This window comes from Bradyrhizobium yuanmingense (assembly GCF_029167105.1).
GTDB classification, from domain to species: domain Bacteria; phylum Pseudomonadota; class Alphaproteobacteria; order Rhizobiales; family Xanthobacteraceae; genus Bradyrhizobium; species Bradyrhizobium yuanmingense_A.
Map to the genome: position 1 here is coordinate 105,414 of NZ_JARFML010000001.1, position 22,668 is coordinate 128,081.

Below are 22,668 nucleotides of genomic sequence, written 5' to 3' on the forward strand. Positions count from 1 at the left end.
GCGTCGCTGCGAAATCGATCTGCTCAAACTTGCCCGCTGCGCTGGAGCGCGATGCGTGTGCTGCCGGCATTTTCTCGAATGTTCGTTGGCTCGGCATCACATGACGATAGTCTGTCCCAACTGTCATCGCGACAATCCTGCCGGCAAGGGATTCTGCAGGTTTTGCGGGAGCCGCCTCACACCGCCGCCACCAGAACAAGATGCCGCCGTCGACAACGATGAGACGCACCGGTTGCTCGAGGCACTGCGCGAAAGCAAGCAAGCGATGGGCTCGTTGCAACAGGACTTGGAGAGCGCGACGCGTGAGCTGGACGAAGCAAGGGATGAGCTCAACGTCCTGCGGCAAAAGGCAATTACCGATACGGTGAACGATACCGAGGAGCGCATGGCCGAGCAAAGTCGCCTGCGCGGCAGCCTTGCCGAGAGTCAGAAGAGTGTCGAGACTCTGCGGTCGGAGCTTGAGACCGCAAAACTGCAGTCCAGTGCCATTCAGGACAAGCTCGAGGAGGAGATCGCGGCCGGCCAGGCGAAGATTGCGGCACTTGCGCTGGAACTTGACACGACGAAGCAAGAGGTTGCGGCCGAGCTCCATGGCAAGGTTGCGGCAAGCGAGAAGCTCATCGACAGGATGAAGCAACAGCATGCCAATGAGATCAGGAAAGCCACGGACGATCACCACGAGAAGATCGCAGCGCTTACGCGCGATCTTGCGACGGTCAAGGAAAGGGTCGTGGCCGAATTCCAGGGCAGGCTGACAGCAAGCGAGAAATTGATCGAAACGCTGAGGCAGCGCCATGTCAACGAGATCGGCAAGGCCGCGGACGATAGCCAGGAAAAGGTCGCGCAAAAGGATTCGCTGATCGAGGGATTGCAGAAGAAGCTGCATGGCCTGGTCGAAGACGGCAAGGTGCCAGCCACGACCAGGCGGTCCTTCGGCACGATGGCGATGGCGGTGCTGGCTACAGTTTCGGGCGGCGCCGGTAGCGTTGGCGGATACTTCCTTCAGCCAGGCGCGGCTTCCGGAGCTAAGCAGGCCGAGTTGGACGAGGCCAAGGCGCTCAATGAAAAACTGCAGACCGCCTTGCAGTCCCAGAACGAGGTCTACGAGAGGACCCTCAACGACTTGAAGCGGGCCGAGGCTCGGCTCAGGGATCAGCCGGCGCCGAATGCCAATACCGGCGCAAATGAGGAACTGCAGCGGCAGTTGAACGAGGCGCGCGCGACCAGCCAGCAGCAGCTGTCGGAGGCGCGTGCCAAAGATCAGCAGCAGGAGGGCAGGTTGGCGGCGCTTCAGGCCGAGCTCGACCGGAGCAAGCAGGACATTGCGGCGCGAGACCAGACCATCGCCGCGCGGAATCAGACCATCGAGCAGCTGAACAGCCAGCTGCAGGCCGCCAATTCCTCGGATGCTCGAGCGCCAGAAGCTAAGCCATACGAAAGGGAAGTGAAGCCAAGGCCGCGCAGCAAGACGATCGATCTCGAACAGACGATCAGAAACCTCGAACGGGAATATGGCATTCCCAGAATTGGCAGGTGAACGGTTCTGCCGTGAGAGATTCCGGTCCCTCAAAGCAGGCCCCATCTCATCTGCCGGGCCGTCATCACCTGCAGATGACCTCGACGATCCCTTCGGAACCTCGTGACACCAAACATAATCGCGTCGCTGCGCCTACCAAAGGGGCGCGGCAAGGGAATCTATTGCTCATTCGGTTGTTCGCTCCAGATGTTCATCGCTTAAGAGGATATTTCGATGCCCGTCGCCCTTTCCTATCCTGGCGTCTACGTAGAAGAAGTTCCAAGCGGTGTCCGGACGATCACCGGTGTCGCGACGTCGGTCACGGCGTTCGTCGGTCGCGCGATTCGAGGGCCCGTCGACAAGCCGATCACGATTTTTGGATTCGGTGATTTCCAGCGCCAGTTCGGCGGCCTCGGGGTCGATCATCCCATGAGCTACGCTGTCGCCGATTTTTTCCGAAATGGCGGCGGCCAGGCGATCATCGTCCGCATCTTCAAGCCCAAGAAGGACGCCAACGAGAGGGACTTCAAGGCGAGTGTGAATGTCGGAGGTCTGGCGCTGGAGCCCGCTCATCCGGGCGCATGGGCGAGCGGACTTGAAGTTACGCTCGAGAGGAACCTCTCCGAGGATGCGGCGCGACGGTTCGGCCTCGAAAAGGATGATCTCTTCAACCTGAAGGCCGAACTGACGGTGAACGGGCAGGTGGTCGCGCGAGAACAGTTCCTCAATCTGACGCTAAAGGACAACCCGGCAGCCCGTGCGCAGCGGGTCGATCGCGTCCTTCAGCAATCGTCGGAACTGCTTCGTGTTTCTGCTTCTCCGAGCCTTCCGGACACGATCACCATGCCCACCGATCGGAGCGCCGTTTCCGCCAAAGCTGAGATGCCTGACGATGGCGTCGAAGACGCGATCGATGACAAAGTCTATATCGGCGACAGGAACAACAAAAAAGGACTATACGCGCTTGAGAATGCCGACCTCTTCAACCTGCTTTGCATCCCGCCGGACCAGCCAGGTGGCGACACCGCTCCGGCAGTTTACAAGGAAGCGATGAGCTACTGCACCGAGCGGCGTGCGATGCTGATCGTGGATCCGCCCTCGGATTGGGGCGACAACTTTGCGATCGACAACCCCATCGACAAGCTTGGCAAACTCGGTTTCAGCGTTAACGATACACGAAACGCTGCGCTGTTCTTTCCACGGGTCAAGGCTCCCGATCCGCTCAGCAAGGGGCAGCAGGCGACGTTCGTCCCCTGCGGTCTTGTCGCCGGCGCGATGGCTGCAACCGACGCGCGGCGCGGCGTATGGAAGGCGCCGGCTGGTTTGGACGCGGGATTGAGCGGCATTGATGGACTCGCGACGAAGCTCACCAATGGCGAGAACGGCGTGCTCAACCAGATCGGCATCAACTGCCTCCGTAACTTTCCGATCTACGGCAACGTGATCTGGGGCGCCCGTACGTTGCGTGGCGCCGATCAGATGGCGGACGAGTACAAATACATTCCGGTGCGTCGGCTCGCGCTCTTCATCGAGGAGAGCCTGTTCCGCGGTACCCAGTGGGTTGTCTTCGAGCCAAATGACGAGCCGCTCTGGGCTCAGATCAGACTGAACCTCGGCGCCTTCATGCACGACCTGTTTGTGCAGGGCGCCTTCCAGGGCTCGACGCCGGCTGCCGCCTACTTCGTGAAGTGCGACAAGGAAACCACGACGCAGAACGATATCGATCTCGGGATCGTCAACATCCATGTCGGTTTCGCGCCGCTGAAGCCTGCCGAATTCGTCGTGCTGCGGATCCAGCAGATCGCCGGCAACATCCAGACCTGAAATTGGGGGAGATCATCATGGCTCAGTTCAGTGTGAATACGACCCGGTTCGATCCCTACAAGAACTTCAAGTTCAGGGTGAAATGGGACGGCAAGTATGTCGCCGGGATCAGCAAGGTCGGCGGCCTGAAGCGGACCACGGAGGTGGTCAAGCATCGCGAGGGCGGCGATCCCAGCAGCAGCCGGAAGTCACCGGGCCGCAGCGAGTATGAGGCCATCACGCTCGAGCGTGGCGTCACCCACGATACCGAGTTCGAGAAGTGGGCGAACAAGATCTGGCATTTCGGTGCCGGGCTCGGAAGCGAGGTTTCGCTGAAGGATTTCCGCAAGGACCTGCTGCTGGAGATCTATAACGAGGCCGGGCAGGTCGCGATCACCTACAAGATCTATCGCTGCTGGGTCTCGGAATACCAGGCCTTGCCCGACCTTGACGCCAATGCCAACGCGGTCGCGATCCAGCATATCAAGCTGGAAAACGAGGGTTGGGAACGCGACGAGAGCGTGGTCGAGCCATCCGAACCGACCTTCACCGTGCCCGCACAGTAATGCGATGGCGGTTCCGTCGACACAGCATCTGCTAGCGGCCTGGGAACGCGGACGAGCGGTGTCGCGGCAGGACGAACGCGCGCTCGCTCTGTTGACGGCAGCGCACGTGGACCTGTCGCGCGAGGCCGCCGCCAAACTGCCGATCGGCGAACGAGACCGCCGGCTTCGGACGCTGTACCAAGACCTGTTCGGGTCGAGGGTCACGGCCCTGGCAACCTGTCCCGAATGCAGCGAATCGCTCGAACTCGAATTCGATGTCGAAGCGTTTGGCGCCGCATTGGAGCATGGGCCCGCCGCCGAACCGGCGCCGGCGCAATTGTCGTTCAGTCGTGACGGCTATGACATTCTGTTTCGTTTGCCGAACAGCCGCGATGTCCTGGCCCTCTGCCACGGCCGGCCGGTTGAGAATAACAGGCTGCGTCTGCTCGAACGCTTGGTGCTTCGCGCGTCATGCGGCGAACAGGAGGTGGCGGCGGCAGATATGCCCGCGACATTGATCCACGCACTCGACGAGCGGCTGTCACTTGTCGACCCGCACGCCGACATTCGTCTGGATCTGGGCTGCTCCGCGTGCCGGGCGCAGTGGCAGGCGCCGTTCGACATCGTGTCTTTTCTCTGGAGCGAAGTCGATGCGTGGGCGCTACGCTTGTTGCGTGACGTGCACCGGCTGGCACGCGCCTATGGCTGGCGCGAAGCGGATATCCTGGCGCTGAGCTCACCCCGGCGCCAATGCTACCTGGAGCTGCTGGACGAATGAGCGGGTATTTGGCCAATCTCGTAAGACGTACAACGGCGCTGGAGCCTGCGATCAGGCCGCGCCTGCCGTCGATCTTCGGTCCGGCGCCCGCTTCGGCATGGGATGGTCCGGCCTCCGTGAGGGAGGATGCGCCCCAGGTCGAAGATGCTGCGCGGCGTCGCCAAGATGCGGCCTCCGGAGCATCCGTGTGGCCGTCCGAGGCGTCTGCCGAGAACGAACCTCCAGCGGAGCAGGCCAGTGCGTCGCAACAACGCGCCGCATTGCTCCTGCGCAGGGGCGGGATCGTCGCGCCCTCGGTGAGGTCTGTCACGGCAACGGCCGCGACTGATCGTCCGCCGGACAATACGACAACGGCCGCGCTCGGTGTCCCGCTGGAAGCGCCGGCGCGTGGAGCGCCGGATGAGGCGGCCGGCAGCATTTTGACGGCGCAAACGGTCAGTGCTCGACCACACTTGCGCGCGGGGGCGGATGACGTGGTGCGCAGCGACGACCGGCCGGTCGAAGCGCCGCGGCCTCTGTCGATGGGTCCAACCTCGACTGCAGTGCGAGGCAGGGAACGCCGTGGACGATCCTCTGATGCGCCGCCGGCCGATCCTGCTCTCGCTTCTGGCGCGGTCCCCAGATGCGCCGATCCGAACGATCGGCCCAGCGATGACCGTGATGAGCCACCACGGCCCATGACGGCGCAACCTGCGTCGCAAGCCTCGGAAACGCGAGGTCGCGCAGCGCCCGCAAGTCCACCGGTTGCGCACGCTGATCTGGTGCCGGATTTCACCGAACCGTCGCGGCAATCTTCGCGGGATCGGAGCGACCAAATGCTCCGCGCGACGGCAGAGTTTGAGGCGACGTCACCCCGTCGAAACAGATCGGACACGGGCCAAAGATGGCCGCAGGCTGCGCCGTCTGCGCGCCAGGACCGGCCCATTCGAAACGAGGCTCCGTACGACGAGCGCTCGTCGGCTGCACAGCCGGTGGTTCATGTGTCGATTGGGAGGGTTGAGGTGCGGGCCTCGATGTCAGCCGAGCCAAGGCAAAGAGCACGGCCGTCAACCGGTGCAACCAGTCTCGACGACTATCTGCGTCAACGTTCCGGGCGGAGCGGCCAATGAGCAATCCTGCAGCTATCGCCGCCGTTACCGCGACCATTCGCAACCTGCTTACCATGGGCGTGACGACCGACCCCGATCTGGTCGACACCACGGTCACCATGCAGGCACCGCATCTGGCGCGCATCAATGGCAACAGTGCCAACCAGATCAACATCTTCCTCTATAGTGTGCGACCGAGCGGAAGCTGGTCCAACATGCCGTCTCCGGCGACGGTACGGCCCGGGGAGTTCGGCGTTCCGGTTCTCGGACTCAATCTGCATTATTTGATCACGGTGTTCGGCCGCGACAACGACGCGCAGCGTCCGTTCAGCCACCAGCTGCTCGGCCGCGCCATGAGCACGCTGCACGATCATCCGCTGCTTGGCGCCGACGAGATCAAGGCTGCGCTCCCGGGCAACGATCTTTGGAATCAGACGGAACGTGTGCGTTTCACGCTGCACCCGCTCTCGATCGAGGAGATCGGAAAGATGTGGCCGGGCTTCCAGACCCATTATCAGCTGTCGGTGGCCTACGAGGCCGCCGTCGTTATGATCGACAGCACGCGGCCCACCGTGACGCCGCTTCCGGTTCTCACGCGTGGGCAGTCCGACCGCGGTATCTCGGCGCTTGCCAGCGCGCTCTCGCCGTTTCCGACCATCGACAGGGTGGAGCTGCCGAACAAGCAACCGGCGGCACTGCCGGGGGATGAGATCAAGCTTGGCGGCCGCAATCTGTCCGGGGACCGTGTGACGGTGAAGTTTGCCAGCCCGCGACTGGCCGAACCGATCGAGTTTCCGGCCGAGATGCCGGCTGATGATGTGTCGAGCGATTCCAATGTGAGCGTCAATTTGCCCGCTGAGCCGGCGAATTTGCCTGCAGGCCTCTACACGATTGCGGTGATTGTCCGCAATCCGGAGCAAACTGGCCCGGCAGGAAACGAGATCCCGCCGTCCGTCCACACCAGCAACGAGATGCCGCTGTCCGTCGCCCCGCGGATCACGTCGGACCTGCCGGTGCCCGTGCAGATCGTGCAGGGCACCGCGACGATTTCGTTGAACTGTGTGCCGCAGGTCCGTCCCGACCAGCGCGTTTCGCTGCTGCTCGGCAGCCGCGAGATCCCGGCAGTGCCGCGAACCGCACAGACCGGCCAGCTCGCGTTCGTGGTCACCGACGCGGTTGCCGGAGAGTTCTGGATCCGCTTGCGCGTTGACGGTGTCGACAGCCAGCTGGTCGATTATTCAAAGTCGCCGCCGATCTTCATGGACAAGCAGAAGGCAAAGCTCACATGAGCGAGGCGGCAAAATGGGAGGCGCTTAATTCGCGCCATCTCGCGGCCGCCCTGAAGCGGTTGAAGCAGCGGCTTGAACGGCTTGCGAGCGGAGAAAAGTCGAAAGCACAGGACGCGGGCCCGGCTACGCCGGCCGCCAAATCAGGCGAGGGCGGCCTGCCGGCGTTGCTGCTGCTCGAACGAGCGCTCGGCCTTTCGCCTTTCGAGCGCGATCTATTGCTGCTCTGCGCTGCTGCGGAATACGACAGCGCATTTCCTTCCCTGTTCGCCAAGGCGCAGGGCGATCCCGGCCGCATCGCGCCGACATTCGCACTTGCCCTGTCGCTGCTCGACGATCCGACCTGGGATGCGCTGTCCGCGGAGCGACCGCTGCGCTATTTCAAGCTGATAGAGATCAATCAGCCCGGAGCCCAGGCACTGACGGTCAGTGCGTTGCGGGCCGACGAGCGCATCGTCAACTATGTCAAGGGCCTTAATTATCTCGACGATCGGCTGGCGCCCTACGTCGCCGCCGTCGGGCCCGATCAGCCCGCGGCCGAAATGCCGCCTTCGCAGGCCCAACTCGCCCGGCAAGTCACGGCACATTGGCGGCTTGCCGCCGCCACGGCGCCGCCGCCGATCGTTCAGCTGCTGGGAGCCGACGCCGCCAGCAAGGAGCTCGTTGCGCTCGATGCTGCCGCGCAGCTGCAGCGGCAGCTCTATCGCTTGCCGGCCGACGCGCTGCCGGCGCAGCCGGCGGAATTGGAGATGCTGGGCAGGTTGTGGCAGCGCGAGAGCCTGCTGTTGCCGGTCGTGCTCTGGATCGACGCGCAGGAAATCGACGCTTCGGATGCGCATGCCGCGACGATCCGCCGATTCCTGGCCCGCTGCGCAGGGTTCGTGATGCTGTCCGTGCGCGAGCCGTGGCCGCGACTGCCGCGCGACTGCGGCACGGTCGACATCCTCAAGCCGACGATGGACGAGCAGCGGGCGGCGTGGCAGCGGATCTGCGGCGTGGCTGATGCGCAGGGACCAGCGACACTGGCCAGTCAGTTCAATCTCAATATCGGCGATATCACCAGGATCGCGGCGCTCGCGAACGCGAGGCAGGGCTCCGGAAACGCCCCGTTGCGCGACCGGCTGTGGGACGCTTGCCGCGCGCGGGTGCGGCCGATGCTGGACGCACTGGCTCACCGCATCGAGCCGAAGGCGTCCTTCGACGACATCGTCCTGCCTGCGGAACAAACCGGTCTGCTTCACCAGATCGCTGCGCAGGTCAACCAGCGCGGCAAGGTGTATGGCGAATGGGGCTTTGGCGCGAGGGCGAACCGCGGGCTCGGCATCAGCGCGCTGTTTGCCGGCGACAGCGGGACCGGAAAGACCATGGCCGCCGAGGTCATCGCCAACGCGTTGCGGCTGAATCTCTATCGTATCGATCTGTCGGCTGTGGTCAGCAAGTATATCGGTGAGACCGAGAAGAATTTGCGCCGGCTGTTCGATGCCGCCGAGGATGGCGGCGCGATCCTGTTCTTCGACGAGGCCGACGCGCTGTTCGGCAAGCGCAGCGAGGTCAAGGACAGTCACGACCGCTACGCCAATATCGAGATCAACTACCTGCTGCAGCGCATGGAAGCCTACCGCGGGCTTGCGATCCTCGCCACCAACATGCGCAGCTCGCTCGACAACGCCTTTACGCGGCGGCTGCGTTTCATCGTCAATTTCCCGTTCCCCGGCGTCGTGCAGCGGCGGGGCATATGGCAGAAGGCGTTCCCGCCGCAAACCCCCGTGCGCGCACTCGACTACGACCGTCTGGCGCGCCTCAACCTGACCGGCGGCAGCATTCACAATGCCGCGCTGAACGCAGCTTTCCTCGGCGCCCAGGCAGGATCCCCGGTGACGATGCCGCTCGCGCTCGCCGCCGCGCGCGCGGAATTCGTGAAGCTCGATCGCCCGGTCAATGAGACCGACTTTCGCTGGCTCGAATCCAAAGAGGCCATGGCATGAACATCCGCCTGCATATCGAACGCCTGGTGCTCGATGGGTTGCAATTGAATGGGCAAGACAGAGCGCAGCTCAAGGCGTCGCTCGAAGCCGAGCTTGGCCGCCTGCTGTCGGAAAGCGGCATCAACGGCGGGATCGGCGCGGGCGGCGCGCTGCCGCGCATCGATGCCGCGCCGATAAGGGTGAGACGCGACGCGACGCCTGCCCAGATCGGCAGCGGAATCGCGCAGTCGATGTTCTCAGGGATGGGGAAACAATGAGCGGACGTACTCTTGCCACTGCACAGAAGCAGAGCGCGATGGCACCGGCGACGGGCCGTGTTCTTCAACGAAAGTGCGCTTGCGGTACTCACGCCGGTGGCACCAGTTGCGACGAGTGCGCCAGGAAGCGGTTCAATTTGCAGCGCAAGCTGACGATCGGGTCAAGCAGCGATCCGCTGGAACATGAGGCGGATCGCGCAGCGGATCGAGTTGTCGGTACATCAGGTCCGAGCTTCGCAGGCCAAACGCAGGGCTTCCAGCGCTCCGCCGGTATGCCCGCACACGATGGGGAAGTTGTGCCTCCCATCGTCGATCGTGTGCTGTCCGGTCCGGGCGTGCCGCTAAACGCGGAGTTGCGGCGCGACATGGAGCGCAGTTTTGGCTACGATTTCTCGATGGTGCGCGTACATACAGACGAAGCGAGCGCGCAATCGGCACGGGAAGTAGGCGCGAGGGCTTACGCCGTCGAAAACCATATTGTCTTTGGATTGGGACAATTTGCACCGGCAAGTTTTGGCGGCCGATGGCTTCTTGCACATGAACTGGCTCACGTGGTGCAGCAAGGAGCCGTACCGGCTTCTGGCGCCCGCTCTGCGGAGGCTCGGGTCTCTGCCTCATCGAGTGGAGCACTCCGCCCGTCTTCGTCATCGCGAAGCGTGCTGCGGCGTGACGTTACAGGATGCCAAGACTTGCTCAATAGTCCCGGCCCGCCCGTGCCGCCTGCCGCTGGCACCTTCATCCATAGGGCCGTGCTCGCGATTTTCATGGCGACCGTACCGGGAGCAATCAGGATATTCATTCCGGGGGCGTCGGCAAATCCGCAACGCACCGGCGGAGGGAAAACGGTGAAGCCGGAGAAGATTGGCGGCACCAGTCCACAAGCCGGAAAAGGCACGCCCGATCTGGCCGCGCTGAATGCCGCAGGAGTTCTCCAGGTTGCCGAAATAAAGCCGGCAAACTGGAATCAATTGCTCGAAGGCGAAACGCAGGTCGCCACGCGCTACATTGACCAAGGAAATGCGTCCGACTCAGCCCAAGCGGCATGGAGAGCAAAGAACGGTATCAAGGTTGTCGCACCGATGCTGCCTCGGACATTTCCAGTGTCGTCGCTGTTCTTTCCGACGCCAACGAACGTGATCGAAATCGTCCTGAGGTGGTGTCAATCGGGCGTGCTGGCATATGCATTGCGCGCCCACCGTCTTCCCGAAGGGAGCCGAGCGGCGGAGCGAGCACGCGTTCCAAACACCGAATCCCAGCGCCAACAATCTCCGCAAATCGCCCCGCGTCCGGAATCGCTTCAAGGTCCATCAGCGACGCCAAAGCCCGCGCCTGGTCCTTCCACGGGACCAAAGCCAGAGGAAGGAGGCAAGGTCATTCCATTACCCGGAGGGAAAGCACCGGAAGGCAAACCTGGACAGGAAGAACTGCCCGTTGCCGCGAGGTCGACCGTCGACAAGATTCTCGAGTTCATTAAGGACGTGATTGCCAGTGGCGCAAGCATCGAGCAGTCGGTCACGAAGTTCCTCAAAGAGAACCCAAGCGTTCTCGACAACATCGAACTCGCCGTTGCCGCTATCGTGGCTGGCGCCGTCCTTTCTGACGTTGCCTCTCTCGGCACTGCAATCGCGAAGGATCCCGTCGTTCTGGCGATTCTTGCTGCAATGTTGCGAATAGCGGATTCGTTGCGTCCGCTTGCACCTTCGTTGGGTCGTTAATCAATCCGGAGCTGAGCCATCGCCATGACCTCCTTCCCCGGCTCACCGAAATTGCTCAAGGGCGGCATCGTGCTGCTCAATCCGGATTCCGGCGTGCCGGTGCAGATCGTGGTGCTGCAGTACAATCCCGACACGTTGAGCCGCACCCTGCAGCCTCAGGGCATCGGGCCGGAGCCGGGCGACCGCCTCGAGGCGCTGCGGCTCAAATCGCCGCCGCTCGAGACCATCAAGCTCGAGGCCGAGATCGACGCCACCGACCAGCTCGAGACGGCGGCTCCGATCGTCGGCCGGCTCGGTATCTTCCCGCAGCTCGCCGCGCTCGAGGTGATGATCTACCCGACTAGCGCGCAGCTCAACGACAACAACAGTCAGTCGCGGCGCGGCGTGCTCGAGATTGCGCCGATGGAAGCGCCGCTTGCACTGTTCGTCTGGAGTCAGGCCCGCGTGCTGCCGGTGCGGTTGACCGACTTCAGCATCACCGAGGAAGCCTTCGATCCCAATCTCAATCCGATCCGCGCCAAGGTCAGCCTCGGCATGCGCGTGCTCACCGTCGGCGATCTCGGCTTCGCCCACAAGGGAGGCAACCTGTTCATGGCCTATCTGCAGCAGAAAGAACAATTGGCCCGCGTGGGCGCGCAGGGCGTGCTCGGCGCGCTCGGCCTGAGGGGCATTCCATGAAAGCCATGTCGAACCAGATTGCCCCGGCGAGCGCGCAAGGAACGCCGTTCGGGCCCGCAAGCCGCTATTTCGGTCTGGCCACGACGTCCCTGCAGACCCGGGACGGCCTGACCGTCGTCTACCTCACCCGCCGCTTCCTGCCGCAGGCCGATCAGTTCGCGCTGCTGCAGATGCACAGGGTGGTGCAGGGCGAGCGGCTCGACAACATCGCCGCACAATTTCTCGGCGATCCGGAAGCCTTCTGGCGGCTATGCGACGCCAACAACGCAATGCGTCCGAACGAATTGACGGAAACCATCGGCCGGCACCTGCGCATCACGCTGCCGCACGGAATACCGCAACGCTAATGCTGAAGGGATTCTACCTCACGCTTCTGATGGGGCCGACGGTGCCGGTGCCGGCGCCGCAGCCGGTCATTGACGCGCTGACGAGCGCGCAGGTGACGATCAGCGCCGGCCAGGCCAGCGGCTTCCAGCTGACATTTGCGATGAGCAAGAAATCGCCGCTCAACACCCTGCTGCTGCCGGTCGGCGCGTTCGATCCCGGCATCCGCGTGATTCTCGTCGTGACGGTGAACAGCCTGCCCACCGTTCTGATGGACGGCATCATCACCCAGCACACGGTGACGCCGAGCAACGAGCCCGGGCAGTCTACGCTGTCCGTGACCGGCCAGGACATCAGCCTGATGATGGATCTCGGCAATGGCGGGGTGATCGGCGGCCTGCTGGAGGTCGCGATCCCGTTTCCCAGCCTGCCCACGGTCGGGATCGTCGAACTCTTGCTGCTCAAATATGCTACCTACGGCATCATTCCGCTGGTCGTGCCGCCGCTGCAGGTCGACGTTCCCCTGGTTACGGACGGGTGGCCCACCAAGACATCGTTCGACAGCGATCTCAATTTCCTCAAGAGCGCGGCCGAGGACGTTGGCTACGTCTTCTACATCGATCCGGGCCCGGTGCCTGGGACCAACGTCGGCTATTTCGGGCCGGAGATCAGGATCGGCGTCCCGCAGCCGGCGCTCAACGTCGACATGGACGCGGAGACGAACGTCGAGTCCCTCAATTTTACCTATGACGGCATGGCACGGGAGCAGCCGGTGATCACCATCATGGACCCGATCACCGGAAAGATTCCGATCCCGATTCCGATTCCCGATGTCAGCATCCTGCGTCCGCCGCTGGCGTTGCGACCGGCCCCGGCGATGCGCATGACTCAGTTGGAGGATGTCGCAGACCTCGACCCGATCCCCGCGGCGCTGCTCGGCATTGCCGCGTCGGCGAAGCCCGACGCGATCACCGGCTCGGGCTCGCTCGATGTGCTGCGCTACGGCCGTCCGCTCAAGGCGCGGCAACTTGTCGGGGTCAGGGGGGCGGGGACCGCCTATGACGGCCTGTATTATGTCAGCAGTGTCACCCACAGCATCAAGCGAGGCGAATACAAGCAAAACTTTAGCCTTGCGCGCGAAGGGCTAATCTCGATTGCCCCGAGGGTGATCCCATGATGCGTGCCAGGACTAAGAAGCGCTTTTTCGGGAAGTATCGTGGCGTCGTCGAGATGAATGCCGATCCCGAGTTGAAGGGCCGGATCCAGGTGATGGTGCCGGACGTGCTGGGGACGGTACCGACCACTTGGGCGCTGCCCTGTCTGCCGAACGCGGGCGTCAAGAGTGGCGTTCATGTGATCCCGGCGGTCGGCACCAACGTGTGGGTCGAGTTCGAGCATGGCGATCCCAACAAGCCGATCTGGACCGGTTGCTTCTGGGGTTCGACCACGGAAGCGCCGGTAACTCCGCCGCCCCAGAGCAACCCCATCGTGCCTCCCGACGTCGTGGTGCAGACGGTCGCGCAGAACACCATCCTGGTGAGCGGAAATCCTGCAACTGGAATCACCCTTTCTTGCGGTCCGCCGCTGCTGCCGACCTCGCCGCGCATCACCATCTCGCCGGCCGGCATCATGATGACCGACGGCAAGGGCGGATCGATCAGCATCATCGCCGGCGTCGTTGCCATCAATGAACTGGCTCTCGTCGTGAAGTAGTCGCACCGGAGTAGGAACAGTGCCTGGTTTTCTGGTCAATCTCTCGACAACCGTCACCTGCACGCATCAGGGGCCTGCGAAGCCGACCATGACCGCCCCCAACGTCCTGGTGATGGGCGCGCCGGTGGCCCTGCAGACGTCACCCTATGTCGTTACGCTCTGCACGCTGCCGCCGCCTCCGGCCGCCAACGGTCCCTGCGCGACAGCGCCGACCTGGTTCAACGCGGCCAAGAGGGTATTCGCAAATGGAGTGCCTGTGCTTCTGCAGGACAGTCAGGCGCTGTGCGTGCCGACCGGCACGCCCTTGATTATTTCGGCCAACCAGGGCCGCGTATTCGGGACGTGAAGCCATGAACATCGCTTTTCCGTTCCGCTTCGACAGCCATGGTCGCACCGCCGCGGCGGATGACGATACCCATGTCCGCGACATGATCGAGCAATTGCTGTTCACCAATTCCGGTGAGCGCATCAACCGTCCCGATTTCGGCAGCGGGCTGCTGCAGCTGGTATTCGCGCCCAACAGTCCGGAGATGGCAGCGGCACTGCAATTTTCCATGCGTGGCGCGCTGCAGCGCTGGCTCGGCGACGTGATCGAGCTTCAGGACCTGCAAGTCACGAGCAATGATTCGACGCTGACGATCGCGATTCAGTACGCCAGGCGCCAGACCGGCAAGACCGAGGTCGTGCAGATCACTAGGACGGTGTAGGCCATGGCATCAAGTCCCCCCGAAATCTGCCGCGAGCCGCAACGCCGTCGGAAAATCCGCAGCAGCAGTTTCAGCGGCATTGACTATATCGAGGTCAGCGATGACCGGTTGACCTTGACGGTATTTTTCCTGACCCGGATCGGAAGGCCGATCGTTCCGGCAAATGTCAGGATTACCGGCGGCGCGCGGGTGCGCGACATCAAGGTGACTGGCGTTCGACTGCGTGGTTCCGAGGATGCCGGCGGCGACAACAGCATGGAGGTCGCGATCGACCGTGCGGGCGACGGGTCGACCTATTCCTTGAGCCTGGTTGACCTCGATGCCGACGGTGAGCCGACGGACGAGGTCCTGCCCGGGATCGATCCGCGCTATGCGGGAGCCAATTTCAGTTTCCGACTGGACGAGGTCTCGGATATCGACTGCAAGCAGCCGCCGGCCGCTTCGAATGCGGTCCTGCCGCTGCCCGAGATCAACTATCTCGCCAGGGACTACGGCTCCTTCCGCCAGTTGATGCTGGACCGCCTCGCGGTGACAGTTCCCGCATGGCAGGAGCAGCACGTGCCCGACGTCGGCATCACACTGGTTGAAGTCCTCGCCTATGTGGCCGACCACCTCAGTTACTATCAGGATGCGGTCGCAACCGAAGCCTATCTTGGCACCGCGCGCCAGCGCATTTCGGTACGGCGTCACGCCCGGCTGGTCGACTTTGCCATGCATGAAGGCTGCAACGCGCGCGCATTTGTCTTCGTCGATACCGGTTCTCAGGATGTCACCATCGAGGATCCTGCCTCCATCCTCTTCGTAGCCGGCTACAACGGACCTCAACCTGCCGAGGGAGGCCCGCTTCTGCTTGAGAAGCTCTCGTTCGGGCCAACTGACAAGCCCGTGATATTCGAACCCATGGCCGAGCGGCCAATCCAGCTCTACGCCGCTCACAACAGCATTTCGTTTTACACCTGGGGAGATCGCGATTGCTGCCTGCCGGCGGGTGCCACGTCCGCGACGCTGGTTGACGGGAAGGCTACGGTCGCGGCAGAAACTCCCGGACCCGGTTACACCGAAGCCAAGACCGAGTCCAAATACACCGAGCCGAAGCCGCAGGCGCAGGAGATGCCCAGTTCGCGCAAGCGATCGGCCAAATCGTCGGCCGCATACGCGGCAAAGAGTGCGCCGCCAAAGGAGCCGCCGCCACCTGCATATGTAGCTGAGCGCGTGCTCAATCTGCGGCCGGGCGACATTCTCCTGTTCGAGGAAATCAGGGGACCGCAAACCGGACTTGCCTCCGATGCAAATCCCGCCCGTCGCCATTTCGTGAAGCTGACCGAAGCCAGGCAGAACCTCGACCCGCTATTCGGCCAGCCGGTGCTGGAGATTGCCTGGGCCCCGGAGGATGCGCTTCCGTTTGCGCTTCGGCTGTCGAGCGCAATGGAGCCTGCGGCCGGCGATGATTTCAGCGTTGCCCGCGGCAACATCATTCTTGCCGATCACGGCAACTGGACGAGGCAAGGCAGCCGGATCGTCTGGGAGGATTTGTCCACGCCGGTGCCCGGGAAGAAGTTCCGGCCGCCGCTGCAGGCGGGGCCGCTGACGTTCCGCGATCCGAAGCTCGATCCGGGCGCCACCATGAAGCAATTGTTGCAGAATCCCAGATTGGCGGTCCCGCAGCTCGTCGTCTACAGCATTGCTCCGCGGCTCGACGGGACGGCCCCGCTTTTCGACTTCGCAGATCTGCAGCATCCAGCGCAGCTTGCTGCACAGCTGGACCAGGACCAGCCGGATCCGAGTCGCTCGGACAAGACTCTGCCGGATAAGGAAAAGGAGCTGGCCTGGCGCAATTTTCGCGACCGGCTGTCGTTCGCTCCCGAGGAACCGGCACGAACGGCGGATGATCCGGCGACCCCCGGGAAGTCGGCCGGAGCGCTGACGGACAAGCTCAAGTCGCTGCTGCGGGTCTGGACACCGCAGCGCGACCTGCTTGCGAGCCGCAATATCGACCTTCACTTCGTGGTCGAGATTGACAATGAAGGTGTAGCGCACCTGCGCTTCGGCGACGGAAAGAACGGCCAGGCGCCGGAGGTCGGGGAAAAGTTCACGGCAACATATCGGGTGGGCATCGGCGCGAGCGGAAACGTGGGGGCCGACTCCATCACGCAAATCGTCACGAGTTCGGCGACCCTGCACGAGGCTACGATCAGTGCGCGCAATCCGCTGCCGTCGATGGGGGGGACCGATCCCGAGCCGATCGAGAAGGTGAAGCTGCTGGCCCCCAAGGCCTTTCAGGGCGGGCTCGTCCGCGCCGTCAGCGGGGACGATTACGCTCGCCTCGCCGAACGTAACCCAAGGGTCCAGCGTGCCGCGGCCGAGTTGCAGTGGACCGGAACGCGGTACGAGGCGCATGTCGCGATCGATCCACGCGGAACGGAGCAGGTGGATCCGGAGCTGCTTCGGCAAATCCGAGCTTACCTGTTCCGCTACCGGCGCATCGGGCACGACGTGATCGTGGTCCCGCCGACCTATGTTCCGATCGACGTCGCCATGACGGTGCACGTACGAAGCGGGTTCGCCGCGGGGCATATCGAGACGGTGCTGCGCGGCATCTTCTCCGGCCGGACGTTGTCCGACGGGCGGCTCGGCTTCTTTCACCCCGACAATCTCAGTTTCGGCGACAGCATTTATGCCAGCAAGCTGCTTGCGGCAGCGCAAGCCGTCGAAGGTGTGGAGAACGTCATCGTCGTCAGGCTGCAGCGCCGCTTCCAGGTTCCCGACGAGCAGGTTCACGAGGGTGTCCTGCCGATCGGCCCGCTTGAGATCGCCCGCCTCGGCGGCAACAGTGCAGCCCCCGAGAATGGCCGGTTTGTTCTCACGGTGCGAGGTGCGCAATGAACGAGTCATGCGACTGCTGCACGACGGCCGCGGCGCGAGTGCCGATGCCGACGGCCAACCGTCCCGGGCTCAGCGCGTTGAACTACCGGATCGGAAACTATGCGATCTTCGTCGAGGCCATGAAGGCCGAACTCTCTCAATTCGATTTGCCCGGCTTGAAGACCCGCGAGCCTGAAGATCCTGCCATCGCTTTGCTCGACGCCTGGGCGATGGTCGCAGATGTCCTGACCTTCTACCAGGAGCGCATCGCCAACGAAGGCTTTCTGCGGACGGCGGTCGAGCGCCGTTCGGTGCTTGAGCTTGCGACCCTCGTGGGCGCAACACTGCGCCCCGGCGTTTCGGCAACGGTGAACGTCGCATATACGCTAGATCAGAATAGCGCTGCGACGATTCCCGTGGGCAGCCGGGTTCAGAGCCTGCCTGTGCAGGATCAACTGCCCCAGATGTTCGAGGTCTCCGATAACCTCGATGCACGGGCGGCCTGGAACAATCTGGCGCCGCGTCTGACGAGGCCGCAAATCCTGGATGCGAAAGGGGGGCGGACGATCTATGCGGCCGGGCTCTCGACAAATCTCAAGCCCAACGATCCACTGCTCGTGATCGCCGGCGACCAGATGGTCAGAACCGTCGCGACCATCGAGCCCGAACCGCTGCAGGCACGCACCAAGATCGGCCTGTTCAGCCAAGAGGACGAGAAGCCCTCCAACACGGACGATGCCGTGCCGCCAGCGTCGCGGATTACCAATTTCGTTGCGTTGCTGGAACCTCTCGCCAAACCGCCGGCGGCCTTGCCGGCAGCCCCGCTTGATGTCGATCACCGCCTGCCGCTCGCTTTTGCGCCGGGTTCAGGCGCCGTGCCGTTGATGCTTCGACTGTTGAGACCCGAAGCGCGAACGCAGTTCTTCGATGCCTTGCGCCACGCGACGGTGGCGCCGCCCCCAGGCGGTTCGGTTCACGCATTTCGGGTCAAGGCGGCTCCATTCGGACACAACGCACCACCGAAGCCGGTCACCGATGAAACCGGTATCGTCATCGGGAGCGAGGAGTGGCCGTTGTCGGACGCGGTGGCGATCCGCATTGTGATCTCGCCCAAGACGCGGCGCAGGCGGGATAGGGGCGCCGTCGTTGACATCGAGGAGCTGTTCGACGACTCGCGCAAGTCGGTTCTGGTGCAGATTGCACGCGGACCGGAAACGGCGAACATGTCCTTCGAGCTGCCGAGCCGGGACACGAAGGTCCAGGTTGGCCGGTGGCAGGTTATCGCCACGTTCGATGATCGCAATCGTACCCTCACCCTGGAGTTCGACGAATTCGCCTGGTTTTGCAAGATCAGCCATGATGCAGAAAATGCGGTCCTGACCGTGAATACGAACGGGCGGACGTTCGAAATGCCGATCGGTCACACAGCCGAAACCGCGTCTGGCGGCGAACGATTGCGCGTCTCGACGATGCATGCCCTGGCGATTGATCGCGAAGCGGCGGCAGAGCCCACCCGGCGGAACGTGATCGATCTCGATGCGGCCTATGACCAGATTGTTCGCGGCAGCTGGATCGTGATCGATTTCGGGGAGGCGCGCCATCTTCCGGAGCCACGCCGGCCCGTGATCACGCAGGTCGACAAGGTAGAAAAGGCCTCGGTTGCGAAGTACGGCATTACGGGGCGGGTGACGCGTCTGCATCTGAAGGACGACTGGCTCGACAAGGACGCCTTGATGCTGTCGGCCGTGCGGGGGGTGTCCGTGCTTGCGCAGAGCGAAAGGCTCGAGCTTGCGGAGGCGCCGATCGAGGAGGAGATCTCCGGCGACACAATCGAGCTCGCCGAATTCTATGGCGAGCTTCCAACCGGCCGCCGGCTCATCGTCGAGGGTGAGCGCACCGACATCGAGGGAACTCGCGGCATCAAAGGTGCGGAACTCGTCACCGTCATGGGAGTCGAGCTGCTTCCAAAGGACGGCGATCCAGCCTCCTATCCGGGTGAACGCGTTCATTCCCGGATCAAGCTCGCAAGCTCGCTCGGCTACCGCTACAAGCGCGACACCGTCGTGATCCACGGCAACGTTGCCTCGGTTACTCACGGAGAGACCAAGCGCGAGGTGCTGGGCAGCGGCGACGCGTCGCGGGCGACGCAGCAGTTCACTTTGCGGCAAGGACCAGTCACGCACCTTCCCGCCTCGACGCCAAGCGGAACGAAGTCGACGCTCGAGGTTCAGGTCAACGGCGTCCCCTGGACGAAGGTCGATTCCTTCGTCGATGCCGGCCCATTCGATCGCTGCTACATCACGCAAACCGACGAAGTCGACAAGACGACGGTCATATTCGGTGACGGGGTCAATGGCATGCGACTGCCGACCGGCCAGGAAAATGTCACGGCATCCTATCGAGTCGGGCTCGGCTCCGACGGCAACGTTTCAACGGGGGCCATCAGCCAGCTCGCGACGCGGCCGTTCGGAGTCAAGGCGGTCGCAAGCCCGTTGTCAGCGAGCGGCGGCGTCGATCGGGACATCATCGACCAGGGCAAATCGAACATTCCGCGCGCCACGGTAGCGATGGATCGATTGGTCTCTGTCGAAGACTACGCGGCGTTCGCCAGCCTGTTCGGCGGGGTGGGCAAGGCGGCTGCGATTGCCGTGCCCGGCCGCCGGCCCTTCGTCTACCTGACGGTTGCAGGTCCGACCTGGCAGGACAACAAAGTGTCGCAACACGACAATCTGCGGCAGGCGCTCGCGCGGGCTGGCGATCCCAGCATCCTCTTCAGGATCGACACCTGCGAGCTCATGCTCCTGATCGTCGCTGCGAGGGTCACCGTGGCACCGAGCCGCACCTGGGCCAATGTCGAGCCGAACATCCGCGCCGCCCTGATCGAACGCTTCGGATATGAACGGCGCGAGCTCGGCCAGTCGATCGCATTGAGTGAAATGACGGCCGCCATTCAGGACGTCCCGGGGGTCGCTGGCGTGAATGTGGGCATGTTTGACTCGATGTGCGGATCGGATGCCAACCTCGACAGCAGCCTCCGGCAGAAGCTGGCCAGCCTGGGCACCGCGCCGGTGGCGTCCTCGATTGAGGTCCGCTCCGTGCGGATCGATTCCGAAACGCTGCAACCGCTGCCCGCCCAGCTCGCTTTTCTGAGCGCGGAGCTCTCCGACACCCTGATCCTCTCGGAGGCCGTCCAGTGAACACGACAATTGATCATCCCAAGCCGCCGTTGAACGAGCGTCTCTACAGGCTGTTGCCGGTGATCTACCGACAGCGGGACGCAGAGGTAGGTGCGCCGCTGCGCCAGCTGCTCGGGTTGATCGGCGAGCAGGTCGATCTGATCGAGAGCGACATCGCGCAGCTCTACGAGAACTGGTTTATCGAGACCTGCGACGACTGGGTGGTGCCCTACATTGGCGATCTGATCGGATATCGGCCTCCGGCGGGGGCGGGAGCGGTGGTTGGTGTGGGCGCACAGCCGAACGGCAGGATTCTCTCGGCGCGGAGTGAGGTGGCCAATGCCGTCCGTCTGCGCCGCCGGAAGGGATCGCTGTGGCTGCTCGAGCAATTGACGGAGGCGGTAGCGGGCTGGCCTGCGCGCGCCGTCGAGCTGGGTCGCCGGCTCGCGCACAACCAGTCCATCGATCATCTGCGGCTGCGCCATGGGGGAACGATTGACCTCCGGTCGACGGAGCGGCTTGAGCTGCTCGGCACCCCCTTCGATTCCGTGCGCCATGGGGTCGAAGTGCGGACCATCGGCTCCGATCGATCGCAGGGCGCCTACAATGCGGCCAACGTCGCGGTCTATGTCTGGCGGCTGCCGATCTATCCTGTGACGCGAACGATCGCCTACTGCCTCGAAGAGGCCGGCGATCATTGCTACACGTTCAGCATTCTCGGCAACGATGCTCCGCTCTACACTCTGCCGGTCACCGACCCCGAGCCCGAAGACATCGCCGACGAGAGAAATTTGCCGGTGCCGTTGCGGCGTCGCGCGCTCGAGCGGCGCGTAACGATCGACGGCGTCGAGGGGATCGAAGCGTCGGAACACAATTACGGCGAGGGCAGAAGCGTTGCCGTCTGGGCGCCCGGCTGGGCGGGATACTCCGACGCCGCACCCGTGCCGGCATCGCGCATCCTCCCGGCAGATCTGAGCGACTGGCGGTTTCGTCCGCCGCACGGTTACGTCGCCGTCGATCCTGAGCTCGGCCGCTTGGCGTTTCCGCCAACGCAGTCGCCCACCCGGGACGTCATCGTGTCGTACTATTATGCGTTCGGCTGTGACATCGGCGGTGGTGAATATCAACGCACGCCGGATGTTCCGTTCGGCGCGCGAATCTACCGCGTCGGCAAGGGCACCGAGCATGAGACCATCCCACACGCGCTCGAGGTCTGGAAGGAGGAGGGGTGGGAACGTGCTGTCATCGAAGTCGTGGACAATGGCGTCTATGGGGAGGAGATCAACATCGAGATCGGTGCGAAGCGCAGTCTCGAAATTCGAAGCGCCAATCGAAGGCGTCCGGTGATCAATCTGCTTGATCGGCGCGCGGGACGCTCTGACGCCTTCATGGTTCACGGCGAGCCGGGAAGCCGGTTCATTCTCGACGGTCTGCTCGTGAGCGGGCGCGGTATGGAGTTTCGCGGTACTTTCGACGAAATCGCGATCAGGGACTGTACCCTGGTCCCAGGTTGGTCGATTCAGGGCGATGCCAGGCTTCGCCGCCGCACCGAGCCGAGCCTTGCGCTGACAAATGTCTCGGCGTGCCTCAGGATCGAGCGCAGCATCGTCGGAGCCATTCACGCCGTACAGGAGGACGCCGCGGTCGATCCGGTCACGCTGCATGTCAGCGACAGCATCGTCGATGCGACCAGCGATGACCTGCCGGCGATTGGCGCAGATGAAGGCGCGGTTGCGCCGGTCACGCTGGCCGCAAAGCGCGTAACCTTCCTGGGACACGTCCATGTCCACGCGGTCGCGTTCGCTGAGAACTCCATCTTCGCCGATCACGTCAGGGTGGCGCGGCGTCAATGGGGCTGCATGCGCTACTGCTACGTGGCGCCAAACTCGCGTACGCCGCCGCGATACTATTGCCAGCCGGATCTCGCCGAAAAAGCTCTTCAAGAGAACGCGCAGGAGGCGGAGCATCTTTCGCCCGCGGAACGGCAGGCGTTGCGGCACGCGGAACGGCTGCGCGTCGCGCCCAGATTTGCGACGGTCCATTTTGGCGAGCCGGATTATGGCCGCTTGGCCACGGACTGCGCAGAGGAAATCAGGCGCGGCGCCGAGGACCGCTCGGAGCTCGGCGTATTCCACGATCTATTCGAAGCCCAACGTGCGGCGAACCTGCGTACGCGACTTGCCGACCACGTTCCGGCCGGAACCGAGGTCGGGATCGTTTTTGCCAGCTGATGAG

The 22,668-nt window shown here is 63.4% G+C and carries 17 protein-coding genes; all 17 read left to right on the forward strand.

The window, feature by feature from the left end:
* Nucleotides 1-85 precede the first annotated feature (85 nt).
* Nucleotides 86-1,537, forward strand: a complete 1,452-nt coding sequence (locus tag P0R31_RS00520; RefSeq protein ID WP_275512414.1) for a hypothetical protein — start codon at nt 86-88, stop codon at nt 1,535-1,537.
* Between the two features lie 213 nt (nt 1,538-1,750).
* Entirely contained in the window at nt 1,751-3,340 is a 1,590-nt protein-coding gene (locus tag P0R31_RS00525) for a phage tail sheath family protein (protein ID WP_275512415.1), read from the forward strand.
* 17 nt (nt 3,341-3,357) lie between these two features.
* A complete protein-coding gene (locus tag P0R31_RS00530; protein ID WP_275512416.1) occupies nt 3,358-3,885 on the forward strand; it encodes a phage tail protein in 528 nt (175 codons plus the stop codon).
* 58 nt (nt 3,886-3,943) lie between these two features.
* Nucleotides 3,944-4,642, forward strand: coding sequence for a hypothetical protein (locus tag P0R31_RS00535; RefSeq protein ID WP_275512417.1), 699 nt, complete (start codon nt 3,944-3,946; stop codon nt 4,640-4,642).
* Between the two features lie 1,105 nt (nt 4,643-5,747).
* Nucleotides 5,748-7,019: a DUF4255 domain-containing protein gene (locus P0R31_RS00540; RefSeq protein ID WP_275512418.1), complete on the forward strand. Its 1,272-nt coding sequence runs from the start codon at nt 5,748-5,750 to the stop codon at nt 7,017-7,019.
* Nucleotides 7,016-9,001 (forward strand): ATP-binding protein, encoded by a 1,986-nt coding sequence (locus P0R31_RS00545; RefSeq protein WP_275512419.1) that lies wholly within the window; start codon nt 7,016-7,018, stop codon nt 8,999-9,001. Before P0R31_RS00540 ends, P0R31_RS00545 begins: the two co-directional genes overlap by 4 nt.
* Complete coding sequence (locus P0R31_RS00550) at nt 8,998-9,258, forward strand: hypothetical protein (RefSeq protein ID WP_275512420.1); 261 nt, start codon at nt 8,998-9,000, stop codon at nt 9,256-9,258. Before P0R31_RS00545 ends, P0R31_RS00550 begins: the two co-directional genes overlap by 4 nt.
* A complete protein-coding gene (locus tag P0R31_RS00555) occupies nt 9,255-10,973 on the forward strand; it encodes an eCIS core domain-containing protein (protein ID WP_275512421.1) in 1,719 nt (572 codons plus the stop codon). Before P0R31_RS00550 ends, P0R31_RS00555 begins: the two co-directional genes overlap by 4 nt.
* A 24-nt stretch (nt 10,974-10,997) precedes the next feature.
* Nucleotides 10,998-11,651: a hypothetical protein gene (locus tag P0R31_RS00560; protein ID WP_275512422.1), complete on the forward strand. Its 654-nt coding sequence runs from the start codon at nt 10,998-11,000 to the stop codon at nt 11,649-11,651.
* Nucleotides 11,648-11,998: a LysM domain-containing protein gene (locus P0R31_RS00565; RefSeq protein ID WP_275512423.1), complete on the forward strand. Its 351-nt coding sequence runs from the start codon at nt 11,648-11,650 to the stop codon at nt 11,996-11,998. The genes P0R31_RS00560 and P0R31_RS00565 overlap by 4 nt, the downstream gene beginning before the upstream one ends.
* Nucleotides 11,998-13,152 carry a hypothetical protein gene (locus P0R31_RS00570; RefSeq protein ID WP_275512424.1) on the forward strand — a complete coding sequence of 385 codons (1,155 nt, stop codon included), beginning with the start codon at nt 11,998-12,000 and terminating at the stop codon, nt 13,150-13,152. Before P0R31_RS00565 ends, P0R31_RS00570 begins: the two co-directional genes overlap by 1 nt.
* Complete coding sequence (locus P0R31_RS00575) at nt 13,149-13,688, forward strand: phage baseplate assembly protein V (RefSeq protein WP_275512425.1); 540 nt, start codon at nt 13,149-13,151, stop codon at nt 13,686-13,688. The genes P0R31_RS00570 and P0R31_RS00575 overlap by 4 nt, the downstream gene beginning before the upstream one ends.
* Nucleotides 13,689-13,707: 19 nt before the next feature.
* Complete coding sequence (locus P0R31_RS00580) at nt 13,708-14,034, forward strand: hypothetical protein (RefSeq protein WP_275512426.1); 327 nt, start codon at nt 13,708-13,710, stop codon at nt 14,032-14,034.
* A gap of 4 nt (nt 14,035-14,038) precedes the next feature.
* Complete coding sequence (locus P0R31_RS00585; RefSeq protein ID WP_275512427.1) at nt 14,039-14,395, forward strand: GPW/gp25 family protein; 357 nt, start codon at nt 14,039-14,041, stop codon at nt 14,393-14,395.
* Nucleotides 14,396-14,584: 189 nt separating this feature from the next.
* Nucleotides 14,585-17,278, forward strand: coding sequence for a putative baseplate assembly protein (locus P0R31_RS00590; RefSeq protein WP_275512428.1), 2,694 nt, complete (start codon nt 14,585-14,587; stop codon nt 17,276-17,278).
* On the forward strand, nt 17,275-20,454 hold the full coding sequence (locus P0R31_RS00595) for a putative baseplate assembly protein (RefSeq protein WP_275512429.1): 3,180 nt from the start codon (nt 17,275-17,277) through the stop codon (nt 20,452-20,454). Before P0R31_RS00590 ends, P0R31_RS00595 begins: the two co-directional genes overlap by 4 nt.
* The gene (locus P0R31_RS00600) at nt 20,451-22,664 is read left to right on the forward strand and encodes a hypothetical protein (protein WP_275512430.1); all 2,214 of its coding nucleotides are present in this window, start codon (nt 20,451-20,453) and stop codon (nt 22,662-22,664) included. The genes P0R31_RS00595 and P0R31_RS00600 overlap by 4 nt, the downstream gene beginning before the upstream one ends.
* Nucleotides 22,665-22,668: the final 4 nt, after the last annotated feature.

Coding starts and splice junctions, on each gene's coding strand:
- P0R31_RS00525 (WP_275512415.1), top strand. CDS start 1,751: ATGCCCGTCGCCCTTTCCTATCCTGGCGTCTACGTAGAAGAAGTTCCA.
- P0R31_RS00530 (WP_275512416.1), top strand. CDS start 3,358: ATGGCTCAGTTCAGTGTGAATACGACCCGGTTCGATCCCTACAAGAAC.
- P0R31_RS00540 (WP_275512418.1), top strand. CDS start 5,748: ATGAGCAATCCTGCAGCTATCGCCGCCGTTACCGCGACCATTCGCAAC.
- P0R31_RS00545 (WP_275512419.1), top strand. CDS start 7,016: ATGAGCGAGGCGGCAAAATGGGAGGCGCTTAATTCGCGCCATCTCGCG.
- P0R31_RS00550 (WP_275512420.1), top strand. CDS start 8,998: ATGAACATCCGCCTGCATATCGAACGCCTGGTGCTCGATGGGTTGCAA.
- P0R31_RS00555 (WP_275512421.1), top strand. CDS start 9,255: ATGAGCGGACGTACTCTTGCCACTGCACAGAAGCAGAGCGCGATGGCA.
- P0R31_RS00560 (WP_275512422.1), top strand. CDS start 10,998: ATGACCTCCTTCCCCGGCTCACCGAAATTGCTCAAGGGCGGCATCGTG.
- P0R31_RS00565 (WP_275512423.1), top strand. CDS start 11,648: ATGAAAGCCATGTCGAACCAGATTGCCCCGGCGAGCGCGCAAGGAACG.
- P0R31_RS00570 (WP_275512424.1), top strand. CDS start 11,998: ATGCTGAAGGGATTCTACCTCACGCTTCTGATGGGGCCGACGGTGCCG.
- P0R31_RS00575 (WP_275512425.1), top strand. CDS start 13,149: ATGATGCGTGCCAGGACTAAGAAGCGCTTTTTCGGGAAGTATCGTGGC.
- P0R31_RS00585 (WP_275512427.1), top strand. CDS start 14,039: ATGAACATCGCTTTTCCGTTCCGCTTCGACAGCCATGGTCGCACCGCC.
- P0R31_RS00595 (WP_275512429.1), top strand. CDS start 17,275: ATGAACGAGTCATGCGACTGCTGCACGACGGCCGCGGCGCGAGTGCCG.